At 74.1% G+C, this 14,326-nt stretch carries 12 protein-coding genes; 9 read left to right on the top strand and 3 right to left on the bottom strand.

Annotated features, from left to right (window positions below; translation table 11 throughout):
- The first annotated feature begins 21 nt into the window (after window positions 1–21).
- The gene (ftsY, locus tag LIV55_RS03680; protein WP_191564472.1) at window positions 22–1,608 is read left to right on the top strand and encodes a signal recognition particle-docking protein FtsY; all 1,587 of its coding nucleotides are present in this window, start codon (window positions 22–24) and stop codon (window positions 1,606–1,608) included.
- Window positions 1,609–1,684: 76 nt separating this feature from the next.
- Here ftsY and LIV55_RS03675 read toward each other — a convergent pair whose 3' ends face one another.
- Both LIV55_RS03675 and LIV55_RS03670 read right to left on the bottom strand, forming a co-directional pair.
- Window positions 1,685–2,413, bottom strand: coding sequence for a hypothetical protein (locus tag LIV55_RS03675; RefSeq protein WP_163562388.1), 729 nt, complete (start codon window positions 2,411–2,413; stop codon window positions 1,685–1,687).
- 355 nt (window positions 2,414–2,768) lie between these two features.
- A complete protein-coding gene (locus tag LIV55_RS03670) occupies window positions 2,769–3,149 on the bottom strand; it encodes a thiol-disulfide oxidoreductase DCC family protein (RefSeq protein ID WP_229299214.1) in 381 nt (126 codons plus the stop codon).
- A 187-nt stretch (window positions 3,150–3,336) separates the two neighbouring features.
- Between LIV55_RS03670 and LIV55_RS03665 the strand changes: the two genes are divergently transcribed.
- From LIV55_RS03665 to LIV55_RS03630, 8 genes are all read left to right on the top strand, one after another.
- On the top strand, window positions 3,337–4,779 hold the full coding sequence (locus LIV55_RS03665) for an ammonium transporter (protein WP_123093277.1): 1,443 nt from the start codon (window positions 3,337–3,339) through the stop codon (window positions 4,777–4,779).
- On the top strand, window positions 4,776–5,114 hold the full coding sequence (locus LIV55_RS03660) for a P-II family nitrogen regulator (protein WP_068274613.1): 339 nt from the start codon (window positions 4,776–4,778) through the stop codon (window positions 5,112–5,114). The genes LIV55_RS03665 and LIV55_RS03660 overlap by 4 nt, the downstream gene beginning before the upstream one ends.
- Before the next feature lie 73 nt (window positions 5,115–5,187).
- The gene (locus LIV55_RS03655) at window positions 5,188–7,572 is read left to right on the top strand and encodes a [protein-PII] uridylyltransferase (RefSeq protein WP_201467353.1); all 2,385 of its coding nucleotides are present in this window, start codon (window positions 5,188–5,190) and stop codon (window positions 7,570–7,572) included.
- A 24-nt stretch (window positions 7,573–7,596) separates the two neighbouring features.
- The gene (gene ffh, locus LIV55_RS03650; RefSeq protein WP_229299213.1) at window positions 7,597–9,195 is read left to right on the top strand and encodes a signal recognition particle protein; all 1,599 of its coding nucleotides are present in this window, start codon (window positions 7,597–7,599) and stop codon (window positions 9,193–9,195) included.
- Between the two features lie 5 nt (window positions 9,196–9,200).
- A complete protein-coding gene (locus tag LIV55_RS03645) occupies window positions 9,201–9,992 on the top strand; it encodes an alpha/beta fold hydrolase (RefSeq protein WP_229299571.1) in 792 nt (263 codons plus the stop codon).
- A gap of 72 nt (window positions 9,993–10,064) precedes the next feature.
- Complete coding sequence (locus tag LIV55_RS03640; RefSeq protein ID WP_229299212.1) at window positions 10,065–11,363, top strand: M18 family aminopeptidase; 1,299 nt, start codon at window positions 10,065–10,067, stop codon at window positions 11,361–11,363.
- Window positions 11,364–11,371: 8 nt separating this feature from the next.
- Entirely contained in the window at window positions 11,372–12,454 is a 1,083-nt protein-coding gene (locus LIV55_RS03635) for an amidohydrolase family protein (RefSeq protein WP_229299211.1), read from the top strand.
- Between the two features lie 54 nt (window positions 12,455–12,508).
- Entirely contained in the window at window positions 12,509–13,243 is a 735-nt protein-coding gene (locus LIV55_RS03630; protein ID WP_229299210.1) for a hypothetical protein, read from the top strand.
- Between the two features lie 57 nt (window positions 13,244–13,300).
- Here the strand turns inward: LIV55_RS03630 and LIV55_RS03625 are convergent, their stop codons facing one another.
- The gene (locus LIV55_RS03625) at window positions 13,301–14,227 is read right to left on the bottom strand and encodes a sulfite exporter TauE/SafE family protein (protein WP_229299209.1); all 927 of its coding nucleotides are present in this window, start codon (window positions 14,225–14,227) and stop codon (window positions 13,301–13,303) included.
- Between the last annotated feature and the right edge of the window lie 99 nt (window positions 14,228–14,326).

Raw genomic sequence — 14,326 nt, 5'->3', positions numbered from 1 at the left:
GCTGCGAGGATGGGCGGCGTGATGGGTATCGACACTGTCCTTGAGTACGTCCTCGTCGCCGTCGGTCTGCTCGTCCTGCTCGGTGGGCTGCTCGTCGGCCTGCTGCGCGGGCGCGGTGGGTCCGACGGCGACCTGCCCGAGCAGCACCGGCCGCCGGAGCGGCCGAAGGGCACCACCGACCACCGCAGCGGCACGATCGTCCTCGACCGGCCGAGCGGCAAGGCGACAGGGGCCCCCGAGGCACCGCAGCGCCCGACCGAGCGCGACACCCCCTCCAGTGCGACCGCCCCCGCGGAGCCCGCCGAGGCGACCGAGGTCACCCCGGCGGCGCCGAGCGCGCCCGCGCCGGAGGCCCCGCAGAGCACCACACCGGCGGACCCCGCCCCCTCGGAGGCGACGAGCGCGCCGACCACCGGCCAGGACGAGCCGGACGTCTACGAGCGCGACGCCGACGTCGCGCCGATCACCGACGCGCCGCAGGCCCCGGAGTCGCCGGCCCCGGCAGCCGAGCCCGAGGCCCCGGCTGCCCAGGCCCCTCAGGCGCCGCCCGCTGAGCCGGCCCAGGCGCCTGCCGCCGAGCCGGAGGCCCCCGCGGCCGAGCCCGCCCCGGCGTCGGCCGCCGAGCCCGAGGTCCACCCGCTCGACGCAGTCGAGGCCGAGCCGGTGACCCCGGTCGACACCCCGGCCCCCACCCGTGACCGCATGCGCACCCTGCGCACCCGTCTGGCCACGTCGAACAGCGCGATCGGCAAGACCCTGCTCGCCCTGCTCAGCAGCGGCTCGCTGTCGGAGGAGGACTGGGAGGACGTCGAGGACGTCCTGCTGCGCGCCGACCTCGGCATCGAGCCGACGACCGAGCTCGTCGACTCGCTGCGCGCCCACGTCGCCATCGACGGCACGACCGACCCCGAGGTGGCCAAGGACTGGCTCTACGCCGACCTGCTCCAGCTCGTCGACCCGACCATGGACCGCGGGCTCGCCGCGAGCCGCGTCGACGGCCGGCCCGCCTGCCTGCTCGTCGTCGGGGTCAACGGCACCGGCAAGACGACGACCGTCGGCAAGCTCGCGCGCGTGCTCGTCGCCAACGACCGCGACGTCGTGCTCGGCGCAGCAGACACCTTCCGCGCCGCGGCCGCCGACCAGCTCGAGACCTGGGGCGCGCGCGTCGGGGTCCCCGTGGTGCGCAGCGACCGCGACGGGGCCGACCCGGCGGCCGTCGCCTTCGACGCCGTGCGTGCCGGCGCCGAGATGGAGGCCGACTGCGTCGTCATCGACACCGCGGGCCGGCTCCACAACAAGGTCGGGCTCATGGACGAGCTCGGCAAGATCAAGCGGGTCGTCGAGAAGCAGCAGCCGGTCGACGAGGTGCTCCTCGTCATCGACGCGACGACGGGCCAGAACGGCCTGGCCCAGGCGAAGGTCTTCGCCCAGGCCGTCGACGTCACCGGTGTCGTGCTCACCAAGCTCGACGGCACCGCCAAGGGCGGCATCGTCGTCGCGGTCCAGCGTCAGCTCGGCGTCCCCGTCAAGCTCGTCGGTCTCGGCGAGGGTCCCGACGACCTCGCCCCCTTCGTCCCCGAGGCCTTCGTCGACGCCATCGTCGGCTGACCTCTCACGGCAGCACGAAGGGGGTGAGCGCTCGGCGCCCACCCCCTTCGTCGTCCGCTCCGGTCTCTGCCGGGCGCTACGTGCTCTTCTTCGTCTTCAGCTCGAAGCCGAGGTAGTAGCGGATGCTCGTGCCCGAGATCTGAGCCCACTCGACGGTCGCGGTGATCGTCGCCGTGCCGTCGCCGACGGGGTTCGGCGCGGTGCACGTCGCGGTCTTGTCCGCGACGAGGACGAGGGCTGAGGGGCAGTCGACCTCGGACTTCTTCAGCCCGATGCCCCCGAGGCCGCGGACGACCTCGGACTCGAGCTGGTCGGGCTTGAGGGTGTAGCGGCTGTCGGTGTTGGCCGTCGAGCCCGCCGGGGTCGGGGGCACGCTCGAGCTCGGCGCCGACGGCAGGGTCGAGCTCGTGCTCGACGGCTCCGGCTCCTGGGTCGGCTCCGGCTCCTGCGTCGGCTCGGGCTCCGGCGAGCTCGAGGTGTCCTCGCTGGGGGCGGTCGTGCTGCTCTGCGGCGCCACGGACGTCGTCTCGTCGTCGACCGGGCTGCTCGCGACGCCGAGGGCGACGAGCGCCGCGAAGCCGACGCAGCACGCGAGGACGAGGGCGGTGATGCCGCCGACGACCCACGCCCAGACCGGCACCCGACGGCGGCCGGAGGGCTGGCCCCCGGGCTGGCCGGGGTAGCCACCCGGACCGGGGTACCCGCCGGGGCCACCCGTGGGGGGACCGCCGTGGGGCGGGGGACCGGGGGGTCGCTGCCCGGGGCCACCGGCCCCTGGACCGGGCGGCGGCGGTGGGATGCTCATGCGGGGCTCCTCAGATCTGACGGACCCCTTCGGCCCGGTGCGTCATCATCGCCTCCCACAGGACCGCTCCGAGGGATTAGCGCGCCCTGGCTCGTGGCGGGTGGTGGTCTCGAGGCTCGTCGCAGAGCTCCTCGCACCTCGACCAGCGAAGTGGGTGGTCTCGAGGCTCGTCGCAGAGCTCCTCGCACCTCGACCAGCGCAGGGGCCTTGGTGGTTGAGGTGCGACGGGCCCTCAGGGCCCGAGCCTCGAAACCGGCGAGCGTGCGAAGGGGGTGGTCTCGAGGCTCGTCGCAGCGCTCCTCGCACCTCGACCAGCAAGAGCCTTCCTCGCACCTCGACCAGCGAGGGGGGCGGGTCAGGGGGTGGGTGGGAGCTGGCAGGCGGCGGTGCCGCCGGGGAAGAGGTGGCGGTTGCGTGCGACCCACCGGTAGACGACACCGGCGAGCGGGTTGACCCCCGGCAGGAGCAGCGCGGCGCCCGCAGGCCGCAGGACGGGCCGGGACGCGAGGAGCATCCGGGCGACGGCGTCCTGGGCGCTGCTCACCTCGCCGTCGGCGCCGACCCACTGCAGGGCCTCCTCGCACTGGTGCGCGGTGAGGCCGAGGGCCTGGAGGTCGAGCGCCTGCGAGGGCTCGACGTCGTAGGTGTCGGCGGACGGCCGCAGCCGCCGGGAGACGAGGCTCGCGGCACGCGTGCACATGCCGCAGTCGCCGTCGTAGACGAGCACAGGTGTCATGCCTCCATCATCCCAGCCCAGGTCGCTCACGCCCGCACCCGGTGGGCGGTCGCCGTCCCCCTTCGCGTCCCGCATCGTGGGACGCAGAGGTGTCGGTAACGCACCGCTTACGAAGGGGGGCCATCCGCAACCTCGTCGAAACAATCGGCCGAGGGAGGCGAAACCTGCGCCGCGTTGGCTGCTCCGCATGAGTCCAGCACTGATGCCCCTCGCGGCGGAGCCACCGGCGATCGACCCCGCGGCGACCGCCTTCATGATCATCTGCGCGGCCCTGGTCCTCCTCATGACCCCGGGTCTCGCCCTCTTCTACGGCGGCATGACCCGCGCCAAGTCCGTCCTCAACATGATGATGATGAGCTTCGGCGCCATGGGCGTCGCCGGCGTCGTCTACGTCCTGTGGGGCTACTCGATGTCCTTCGGCGGTGCCGACGTCGCGGGCATCTTCGCCAACCCCTTCGACAAGTTCGGCCTGCGCGGCGTCGCGAGCACCGTCGAGGGCGTGACGACGACCGTGGGTGCCGACGGCATGCCGGTCATCGACGTCTTCGGCGCCGGCGTCTGGCTGCCGGAGGTCCTCTTCGCGGGCTTCCAGCTGACCTTCGCGATCATCACCGTCGCCCTCATCTCCGGCGCCATCGCCGACCGCGTGAAGTTCTCGACGTGGATGGTCTTCGTCGCGATCTGGCTCACCCTCGTCTACTTCCCGATCGCCCACATGGTGTGGGGCGGGGGCCTGCTCTCGGGCGCCGAGGGCGGCATCGCCGGTGCGATGTACGGGATCACCGACGGGGTGGCGAACGTCGCACCCATCGACTTCGCCGGTGGGACGGTCGTGCACATCAACGCCGGCATCGCCGGTCTCGTCCTCGCCCTCGTCGTCGGCAAGCGCCTCGGCTTCGGCAAGACCGCGATGCGCCCGCACAACGTGCCGCTCGTCATGATCGGCGCCGGGCTGCTGTGGTTCGGCTGGTTCGGCTTCAACGCCGGCTCCGAGCTCGCCGCGGACGGCCTCGCCTCGCTCGTGTGGGTCAACACCACCGCTGCGACCGCTGCGGCGATCCTCGGCTGGCTCCTCGTCGAGAAGATCCGCGACGGGCACGCCACCTCGATCGGCGCCGCCTCCGGTGTCGTCGCCGGTCTCGTCGCCATCACCCCGGCCTGCGGCTCGCTCTCACCCGTCGGCTCGCTCGTCCTCGGCGCGGTCGCCGGTGGTCTCGCGGCCCTCGCCGTCGGCCTCAAGTACCGCTTCGGCTACGACGACTCCCTCGACGTCGTCGGCGTGCACCTCGTCGCCGGGCTCTGGGGCACCGTCGGTGCCGGTCTGCTCGCCACCGAGACCGGGCTCTTCTACGGCGGCGGCATCGACCAGACGGTCGTCCAGGTCGTCATCGCCCTGGCCAGCCTCGTCATCTCGGCGGTCCTCACCCTCGTCATCGCCCTCGCCCTCAAGGCGACGATGGGCTGGCGGGTCAGCGAGGACGACGAGGTCGCCGGCATCGACGCGGCGGAGCACGCCGAGTCCGGCTACGACCTCGTCGCCCGCGGCGGCCGCCTGGGCGTCAGCAGCGCCGGCGTCCAGCACGACGCGCGTCACCACGAGGAAGTCACCACCGAAGGAGCCAAGGCATGAAGCTCGTCACCGCCATCATCAAGCCCCACCAGCTCGACGAGGTGAAGGAGGCGCTCGAGGCCTACGGCATCACCGGCATGACGGTGAGCGAGGCGAGCGGCTACGGGCGCCAGCGCGGGCACAGCGAGGTCTACCGCGGGGCGGAGTACACGGTCGACTTCGTGCCGAAGATCCGCCTCGAGGTCCTCGTCGAGGACATGGACGCCACCTCGGCGGTCGACGTCGTCGTCTCGACGAGCCGCACCGGCCGGATCGGCGACGGCAAGGTCTGGGTGACCACCGTCGACGAGGTCGTCCGGGTCCGCACCGGCGAGCGCGGCGTCGAGGCGCTCTGACGCCCGCCGGCCACCGCCGGCACCGCACCAGCACGGCACCACCGCACGAGACCGCAGCGAGCACAGGAGCGTCATGACCTCGACGAGCACCGACCCCTCGGCGCCGCAGGACCTGCGAGCAGCTCGGCTCGACCTCGCCGGCACCCGGGACTTCGCCGTCCCGGGTGCCGGCGGGACGCGGCGGGCCGCCATCGCCGCCGCCACGGACCGGTGGCTCACCGGGGTCTTCGACGAGGCCGTCGGCGCCCGGCCGGGTCTGGCGCTGGCCGCGGTCGGCAGCCTCGGGCGGGCCGACTCCGGCCCGCTCAGCGATCTCGACCTCGTCCTCCTGCACGACGGGCGCAGCCACCGCGAGCGCGAGGTCGCCGTCCTCGCCGACCGCATCTGGTACCCCGTGTGGGACGCCGGGCTGCGCCTCGACCACAGCGTCCGGACGGCAGGGGAGTGCCGCTCGGTCGCGGCCGACGACCTCACCGCCGCCGTCGGCCTGCTCGACCTGCGTCTCGTGGCGGGCGACGCGGACCTCGTGTCGGGCGTGCGCTCGAGCGTCGCGCACGACTGGCGGGCCAACGCCCGCAAGCGGCTGCCCCAGCTCGTCGAGGCGACCGCCGCCCGGCACCTGCGCCACGGCGAGCTGGCCCAGTCGCAGGAGCCCGACCTCAAGGAGAGCCGCGGCGGGCTGCGTGACATCACCGTGCTGCGCGCCCTCACCCAGGCGTGGCTCACCGACCGCGACCGCGGCCGACTCGACCAGGCCCACGCGCGCCTGCTCGACGTCCGCGACGCCGTGCACCTCACGACGGGGCGCGGTCGCGACCGGCTGCTGCGCGACGACGCCGACGCCGTCGCCGCCCTGCTCGGCCTGTCAGACAGCGACGAGCTCCTCACCGTCGTGTCGACCTCGGCCCGCACCATCGCCTACGCGCTCGACGGGGCCACCCGTCGGGCCGGCCAGTCGCAGCGCGCGCGCACCCTGCGCGTCGGGCCTCGGCGCCCGGCGATGGTGCCGCTCGGCTACGGGCTCTTCCGCCACGACGGCGAGGCCGTCCTCGGCTCCACCCAGCAGGTCGGCGTCGACGCGGAGCTGCCCCTGCGGGCCGCCGTCGTCGCCGCCCGGAACCGGCTGCCGCTGGCCCCCCAGACCCTCGCCAACCTCTCCCGGGCCCCTCGGCTGAGCACACCGTGGCCGGACGGGGCCGTGCGCCAGCTCACCGAGCTGCTCGCCAGCGGTGCGGGCCTCGTGCCCACCTGGGAGGGGCTGGACCAGGCGGGCCTGGTCTCGCACTGGCTCCCGGAGTGGGACGCCGTGCGCAGCCGCCCGCAGCGCAACGCCGTGCACCGGCACACCGTCGACCGGCACATCCTCGAGGCGGTGACCCAGGCCGCCCGGCTCTCGCGCGACGTCCAACGCCCTGACCTGCTCCTCCTCGGCGCCCTCATGCACGACATCGGCAAGATCGCCGGCGCCAACGACCACAGCGTCGAGGGGGCGAAGATCGCCCGCGGCGCGATGCAGCGCCTCTCCCTGCCCCCGCAGGACGTCGCCCTCGTCGAGCTGCTCGTGCGCGAGCACCTCACCCTCATCGAGGTCGCGACCCGCCGAGACCTCGACGAGCCCGCGACCATCGACGCCGTCGTCGAGGTCGTCGACGGCCGGCTCGAGACCTTCGAGCTGCTGCGGGCCCTCACCGTCGCCGACAGCCAGGCCACCGGCCCGAAGGCGTGGACCCAGTGGCGCGCCGACCTGCTCGGCACGCTCACCGACCGCGTCCGCGAGCGCCTGTCGGGCAGCCCGGTCGCCCCGCCGCAGGAGCAGGGCGCGGTCGACCTCCCGCCGGAGGCGCGCGACGCGATCGGGGTGGGTCACCCCTTCGTCACCGTGTCAAAGGCCCCGACCGGCTGGGTGGTCCACGTCTACGACCGCGACCGGCACGGGCTCTTCGCCGACACCGCGGGCGTCCTCGCCGCGCAGGGTCTCACCGTGCGCAGCGCACGGCTGGCGACCCAGGACGGGATCGCGGTCGACCAGTGGGTCGTCGAGTCGCCCGGCGGCGACGCGCCCGAGCCGCGCCGGCTCGCCGCGTCGCTCACCCGGCTCGCCGGGGGTGACCGGGGTGCCCTCGGGGCCCTCGCCCGCAGCCGCTCCACCCGGCCGGCCTTCCCCTCGGCAGCCGGCGCCACCCGCGCCTTCGTCCTGCCCTCCGGCAGCGCCGCGGCGAGCGTGCTCGAGGTGCGCACCCAGGACCGGCCCGGTCTGCTGCACGACCTCGGCATGTGCCTGGCCCAGCAGGGCGTCGGCGTGCGCTCGGCGCACATCGCCACCCACGCGGGCCAGACGCTCGACACCTTCTACGTCACGCTGCCCGGCGGCGGGCCGCTCAGCCCGGCGAAGACGGCCCAGGTCCTGTCCGCCCTCATCGACGCCTGCGACCTCGACGACCGGCCGGTCGGCGGCTAGCGCGCGGGCGACTACCCTGGGCCCGTGTTCACCAGCCTGTCCGACCGCCTGACCGGGACCTTCGCGAACCTCCGCGGCAAGGGCCGCCTGTCCGAGTCCGACGTCAACAAGACGATCCGTGACATCCGGATGGCCCTCATCGACGCCGACGTCGCCCTGCCGGTCGTCAAGGAGTTCACCAGCGCCGTCCGCGAGCGGGCGACCGGTGCCGAGGTCAGCGGGGCGCTCAACCCCGCCCAGCAGGTCATCAAGATCGTCAACGAGGAGCTCGTCGGCATCCTCGGCGGCAACACCCGTGAGCTGACGCTGGCCAAGCGCCCGCCGACCGTCATCATGCTCGCCGGCCTCCAGGGCTCGGGCAAGACGACCTTCGCGGGCAAGCTCGGCGCGCGCCTCAAGGAGCAGGGGCACACCCCGATCCTCGTGGCCGCCGACCTCCAGCGGCCCAACGCCGTCACCCAGCTCGAGGTCGTCGCCGAGCGCGCCGGCGTCTCCGTCTTCGCGCCCGAGCGAGGCAACATCGGCGGGCACGACGCCGGTGCCGCCGGTGAGGGCACGCGCTCCTTCGGCGACCCGGTCTCGGTCGCCCGTGAGGGGATCGCGCACGCGCAGAGCCGCCAGCACGACGTCGTCATCGTCGACACCGCCGGTCGTCTGGCCGTGGACGCGGACCTCATGCAGCAGGCCGCCGACATCCGCACGGCGATCTCGCCCGACGAGGTCCTCTTCGTCATCGACGCGATGATCGGCCAGGCCGCGGTCGAGACCGCCCAGGCCTTCCAGCAGGGCGTCGACTTCACCGGTGTCGTCCTCTCGAAGCTCGACGGCGACGCCCGCGGCGGTGCCGCGCTGTCCGTGGCGCGCACGACCGGCCGCCCGATCATGTTCGCCTCCACCGGCGAGGGGGTGCGCGACCTCGAGGTCTTCCACCCCGACCGCATGGCCAGCCGCATCCTCGACATGGGCGACGTGCTCACCCTCATCGAGCAGGCCGAGCGCGCCTTCGACGCCGGTCAGGCCGAGGAGATGCAGCGCAAGTTCCTCGCCGCCGAGGACTTCACCTTCGACGACTTCCTCCAGCAGATGGCCGCGCTGAAGAAGATGGGCTCGCTGAAGTCGATGCTCAAGATGATGCCGGGCATGGGGCAGATGGCCGCCCAGCTCGACAACCTCGACGAGCGCGAGTTCGACCGCGTCGAGGCCATGGTGCGCTCGATGACCCCCTTCGAGCGCAACCACCCCAAGCAGATCAACGGCTCGCGCCGCGCGCGCATCGCCCGCGGCTCCGGGGTGCAGGTCTCCGAGGTCAACCAGCTGCTCGAGCGCTTCGGCGAGGCGCAGAAGATGATGAAGCAGCTCGCCCGCGGCGGCGGCATGCCCGGCATGCCGGGCCTGCCCGGGATGGGCGGCGGCAAGAAGGCGCGCCAGCCCAAGCAGGTGAAGAAGAAGGGCAAGTCCGGCAACCCCGCGAAGCGGGCCGAGCAGGAGCGCGCGGCGGCGGACCGGGCGGCCGGCAAGGGCCCGGCCGGCAGCGCCTTCGGTGCTGGGAGCGGCCCGGGCGCCGCGCCCGACCTCGACCCGAGCCAGCTGCCGAAGGGGTTCGAGAAGTTCCTCGGGCAGTGAGCGAGATGGGCAGCCCGGTCCTCCACCACGTCTCGAAGGGGGAGCACGGCCCCCGCGTCGCCTTCTTCCACGGACTCTTCGGCCAGGGCCGCAACTGGGGGACGATCGCCAAGGCGGTCGGCGACATCGCCCGCCCGACCCTCGTCGACATGCCCGACCACGGGCGCTCGGGCTGGAGCGAGCGCTTCGACTACGTGCGTGCGGCCGACACCGTCGCCGACACCCTGATGTCCATCGCTGACGACGAGCCGTGGGTCGTCGTCGGGCACTCGATGGGCGGCAAGATCGCCATGCTCCTCGCCCTGCGCCACCCCGAGCTCGTCGAGCGGCTGTGCGTCGTCGACGTCTCGCCGGTCGCCTACCGCGAGGGGCGTGAGTTCGAGGGCTTCGTCGCGGCCATGCGGGCGATGGACCTGCGCAGCACGGGCAGCCGAGAGGAGGCCGACGCCGCGCTCGTCGAGGCGGCGCCCGACCCGGGCGTGCGCGCCTTCCTGCTGCAGAACCTGCGCCGCGAGGGCCAGGGCTGGCGCTGGCAGATGAATCTCGAGGTGCTCGGCGAGGCTATCCCGGCCCTGCGCGGCTGGCCGGCCGAGGCCGTCGAGGGACGCACCTACGACGGTCCCGTGCTGTGGGTCGCCGGCGCCGAGTCGGCCTACGTCCGCGACGAGATGGGACCGGCGATGCGGGGGTACTTCCCGCGCACCCGTCTGCTGACCATCAAGTCCGCCGGGCACTGGGTGCACTCGGAGCAGCCCGAGATCTTCGTGCAGGCGCTGCGCCGCTTCCTCACCGCCTGACCGCCCCGCCCCGCGCGGCGGGCCGGCGACGGCGCGGATAGTGTCGAGGTCCGCTACCGAAGGGGACATGACGTGCACCTGGATCGCACCGCCCACGCCGAGGACCTCGCCGACTTCGTCGAGGCGTCGCCGTCGAGCCACCACGCCGCCGCCGAGGTGGCCCGCCGGCTGCAGGAGTCCGGCTTCACGGCGCTCGACGAGAGCGAGGCCTGGCCGAGCGCGGCCGGGCGCTACCTCGTCGTGCGCGACGGCGCCGTCATCGCGTGGGTCGTCCCGGCCTCGGCGACCGCGACGACGCCGGTCCGCGTCTTCGGCGCCCACTCCGACTCCCCGGGCCTCGTCCTCAAGCCCCAGCCCAGCACCGGCGCCCACGGCTGGCTGCAGGCCGGTGTCGAGGTCTACGGAGGGCCGCTGCTCAACTCCTGGCTGGACCGCGAGCTGCGCCTGGCCGGACGGCTCGTCCTCGACGACGGCTCGAGCGTGCTCGCCGACTCCGGGCCGCTGCTGCGCCTGCCCCAGCTGGCGATCCACCTCGACCGCGACGTCAACGAGGGCCTCGCGCTGGACCGTCAGCGTCAGACCCAGCCGGTCTGGGGCCTCGGCGCGGCGGCCTCGGCCGACCTCGTCGGCGAGATCGCGTCGACCTCGGGCGTCGACGCGGCCCGCGTGCGGGGCTTCGACCTCGTGACCGCCGACGCGGCCCGGGGTCGCATCTTCGGGCAGGACGACGTCTTCTTCGCCTCCGGCCGTCTCGACGACCTCGCGAGCGTCCACGCCGGCGTCGTCGCGCTCGACGAGGTCGCCGGGGCCGACGCGGACCACGTCGCCGTCCTCGCTGTCTTCGACCACGAGGAGGTCGGCTCGGCGAGCCGCTCGGGAGCGGCCGGTCCCTTCCTCGAGGACGTCCTCGCCCGGATCGGCATCGCCCTCGGGGCGAGCCCCGAGGAGCGCCTGCGCGCGACGGCCGCGTCGTGGTGCGTCTCGAGCGACGTCGGGCACTCGGTGCACCCGAACTACCCCGAGAAGCACGACCCGGTCGTGCGTCCGGTGCTCGGCTCCGGCCCGATCCTCAAGGTCAACGCGAACCAGCGCTACACGACCGACGGCCCCGGGACCGCCGCCTGGCACGGGTGGTGCGCGCAGGCGGGGGTGACCTCGCAGACCTTCGTCTCGAACAACTCCGTCCCGTGCGGGTCGACGATCGGCCCGATCACCGCGACACGGCTGGGCATCCGCACCCTCGACGTCGGCATCCCCCTGCTGTCGATGCACTCGGCGCGCGAGCTCGCCGGCACGAGCGACCTCGTCGACCTCACCCTCGCCGCGGCAGCCTTCCTCGGCGGCGACGGCCGCTCGTCCGCGGCGCGCTGAGGCCGACGATGACGACGCTGCACGTCACCGGACGGGTCCTGCTCGACGAGCACGAGGTGGTCGACGAGCTGTGGGTCGTCGGGGGACGCATCACCTTCACCGCCCCGACGACGTCAGGGCCGTGGGAGCACGTCGAGGGCTGGGTCGTGCCCGGATTCGTCGACGCGCACTGCCACGTCGGGCTCGACCGGCACGGCGCCGTCGACGAGGGGACGACGGAGCAGCAGGCGCTCGCCGACCGTGACGCCGGCACCCTGCTCATCCGTGACGCCGGGTCGGCCGCCGACACGCGGTGGGTGGACGAGCGCGACGACCTGCCGAAGATCATCCGGGCCGGGCGGCACATCGCCCGGACCCGGCGGTACATCCGCAACTACGCGTGGGAGGTCGAGCCCGAGCAGCTCGTCTCGCGGGTGCGGGCCGAGGCCCGCGCCGGCGACGGGTGGGTCAAGCTCGTCGGCGACTGGATCGACCGCGAGGTCGGCGACCTCACGCCGTGCTGGCCCGTCGACGTGCTCACCGAGGCGATCGCCGCCGCGCACGAGGAGGGGGCGCGGGTGACCGCTCACTGCTTCGGCGAGCAGTCCCTCCACGACTTCGCCGCAGCGGGCACCGACTGCATCGAGCACGCGACCGGTCTCGACGACGAGAGCATCGCCGCCTTCGCCCGGCAGGGCATCACGGTCGTGCCGACGCTCGTCAACATCGAGACCTTCCCCGCCATCGCCGAGCCGGCCCGCGAGAAGTTCCCCGACTACCACCGGCACATGCTCGACCTCCACCGTCGTCGCCTGCAGACCGTCGCGGCAGCGCACGAGGCAGGGATCCCCGTCATGGTCGGCACGGACGCGGGCGGCTCCATCGCGCACGGCCTCGCGGCGCAGGAGATGCAGCTGCTCACTCAGGCCGGCATGACGCACACCCAGGCCCTGTCGGCGGGCACCTGGGCCGCACGCCGCTGGCTCGGCCGCCCGGCGATCGTCGAGGGCGAGGACGCCGACCTCGTCGTCCTCGCCGCCGACCCGCGCGAGGACGTCCGCGCCTGCGCCACGCCCCGTCACGTCGTCCTGCGGGGCGCCACCGTCGCCTGAGCAGGGGAGCGCTCGCCGTCGCGCCGCGGGTCGCGCGACCCCTACGGTGAGCGCATGTCGAGGATGTGGCGGGACCCGCTGAACGACCTCACCCGGCCCCTGGCACTCGTCCTGGCGGCGCTCATGGCCCCGGCCGGAGCCATGCTCGGACTCGTCCTCGCCGTCGTCGTCAGCGACCGCGTCCCCGGCGTCGAGATGGTCGTCGTGCCGACGCTCTCGCTCGTGCTGCTCGTGGCCGTCGCCACCTGGTACCTGGTCAGCCTGCGCCGCGAGGACGCCCGGATGGCTGCCTCCCTCGCGGCGGGGGCCGACGAGCTCGTCCGCGGCGAGGTGGCCGGGACGACCGTGCCCGCCCGGGTCGTGCAGAGCCTGCCCGACCGCTCGGGCCGGCCGGTCGCGGCGCTCGGCGGTCCTCGCGCCGAGCGGGGCCGCAGGGTCCTCGCCACCGCGCTCACCCCCGCGGGACCCCGCCGGGTGGCGGCCCTCGTGCCCGACCTCGGCCCCCTTCGCCGCGGTTCGCCCGTCGCGCTCGCCCTGCACCCGACCCGCCGCGACCTCGCGGCCCTCGACGCACGCGTCGACGCCGCCGCGCTCGCCGCGGGAGACGCCGACCCGCGCTGGTCGGGCCCGCTGCCGACGCACGGCTCGGTCACCGGCGGCTGGGGCCCGAAGCTCGTTGCGGTCGTCGGCTCGCTCGCCCTCTTCGCCGTGCTCTCGGCAGCGGTGACCGTCACGACCGGCTCCGAGCCCGTCGACCGCTACGGAGCGGCAGCCGCCCCCACCACGTGAGAGCGACCCACCGGCACGCGGGGCGTGGCGGTGGGTCGCTCTTGGACGGCGCGGGGATCAGGCGGGGGAGCCGACCCGCTCGCGCTCGTCCTCGTGCGGGCCCTGGGCCTGCTCGGCGGCCCGCTCGCGACGGTGCTCCTTCGTGCTCCACGCGACCGCGCCGATCCAGGCGGCCCACACGAGGCCGTAGACGACCCACTTCGCGGTGCTGTCGAGGGCGAAGCCGTCCTTGCCCATGAGGGTGCGGGCGTTGGTGAGGACGATGAGACCGCCGACGAGGCTGCCGAGGATGCGCGGGGGCACGATGCGCACGATGTACGCGGCGATGGGGGCGGCGATCGCGCCGCCGACGAGCAGGACGATGACCCAGGACCACTCGATGCCCTGCGAGCCGAGCGCGAAGAGGAAGCCCAGGCTCGCGGCGAGGGCGACGAGGAACTCGCTGGTGTCGATCGAGCCGATGGTCTTGCGGGGCTCGATGCGGCCGCTCGCGAGCAGCGCCGGGGTGCCGACCGGGCCCCAGCCGCCGCCACCGGTCGCGTCGACGAAGCCGGCGAAAAGGCCGAGCGGGCCGAGGAAGCGCTTGCGCAGCGGCTGGCCGAGGCGGTCCTTGCGCAGACCCTTGACGGTGAAGCGGACGAGGACGTAGAGGCCGAGGACGAGCAGGATCCCGCTCATGACCGGCTTCGCGGTGCCGGTGTCGAGCGAGGACAAGAAGGTGGCGCCGGCGAAGGCGCCGACGGCGCCGGGGATGCCGATCTTGGCGACGACGCCCCAGTCGACGTTGCCGAAGCGCCAGTGCGAGGCGCCGGAGAAGAGCGTGGTGCCGATCTCGGCGAGGTGGACGGTGGCCGAGGCCGCGGCCGGGTTGGTCCCGATCGCGAGCAGCAGCGTCGTCGTCGTGACGCCGTAGGCCATGCCGAGCGACCCGTCGACGAGCTGGGCGAGGAAGCCGACGACGGCCAGGAGGACGAGCTTGCGCATCGCTGGGGGACTCTCTGTGGGGGAGGACGAGCGGGGCGGGATGGGGCGTCGTCGTGACGTCCGTGGCGACCCGGCGCTCGGCCGGGCGTATCTCCCACC

The organism is Janibacter melonis, from assembly GCF_020567375.1.
GTDB classification, from domain to species: Bacteria; Actinomycetota; Actinomycetes; order Actinomycetales; family Dermatophilaceae; genus Marihabitans; species Marihabitans melonis.
This window is presented reverse-complemented; position numbering and strand designations above follow the sequence as displayed.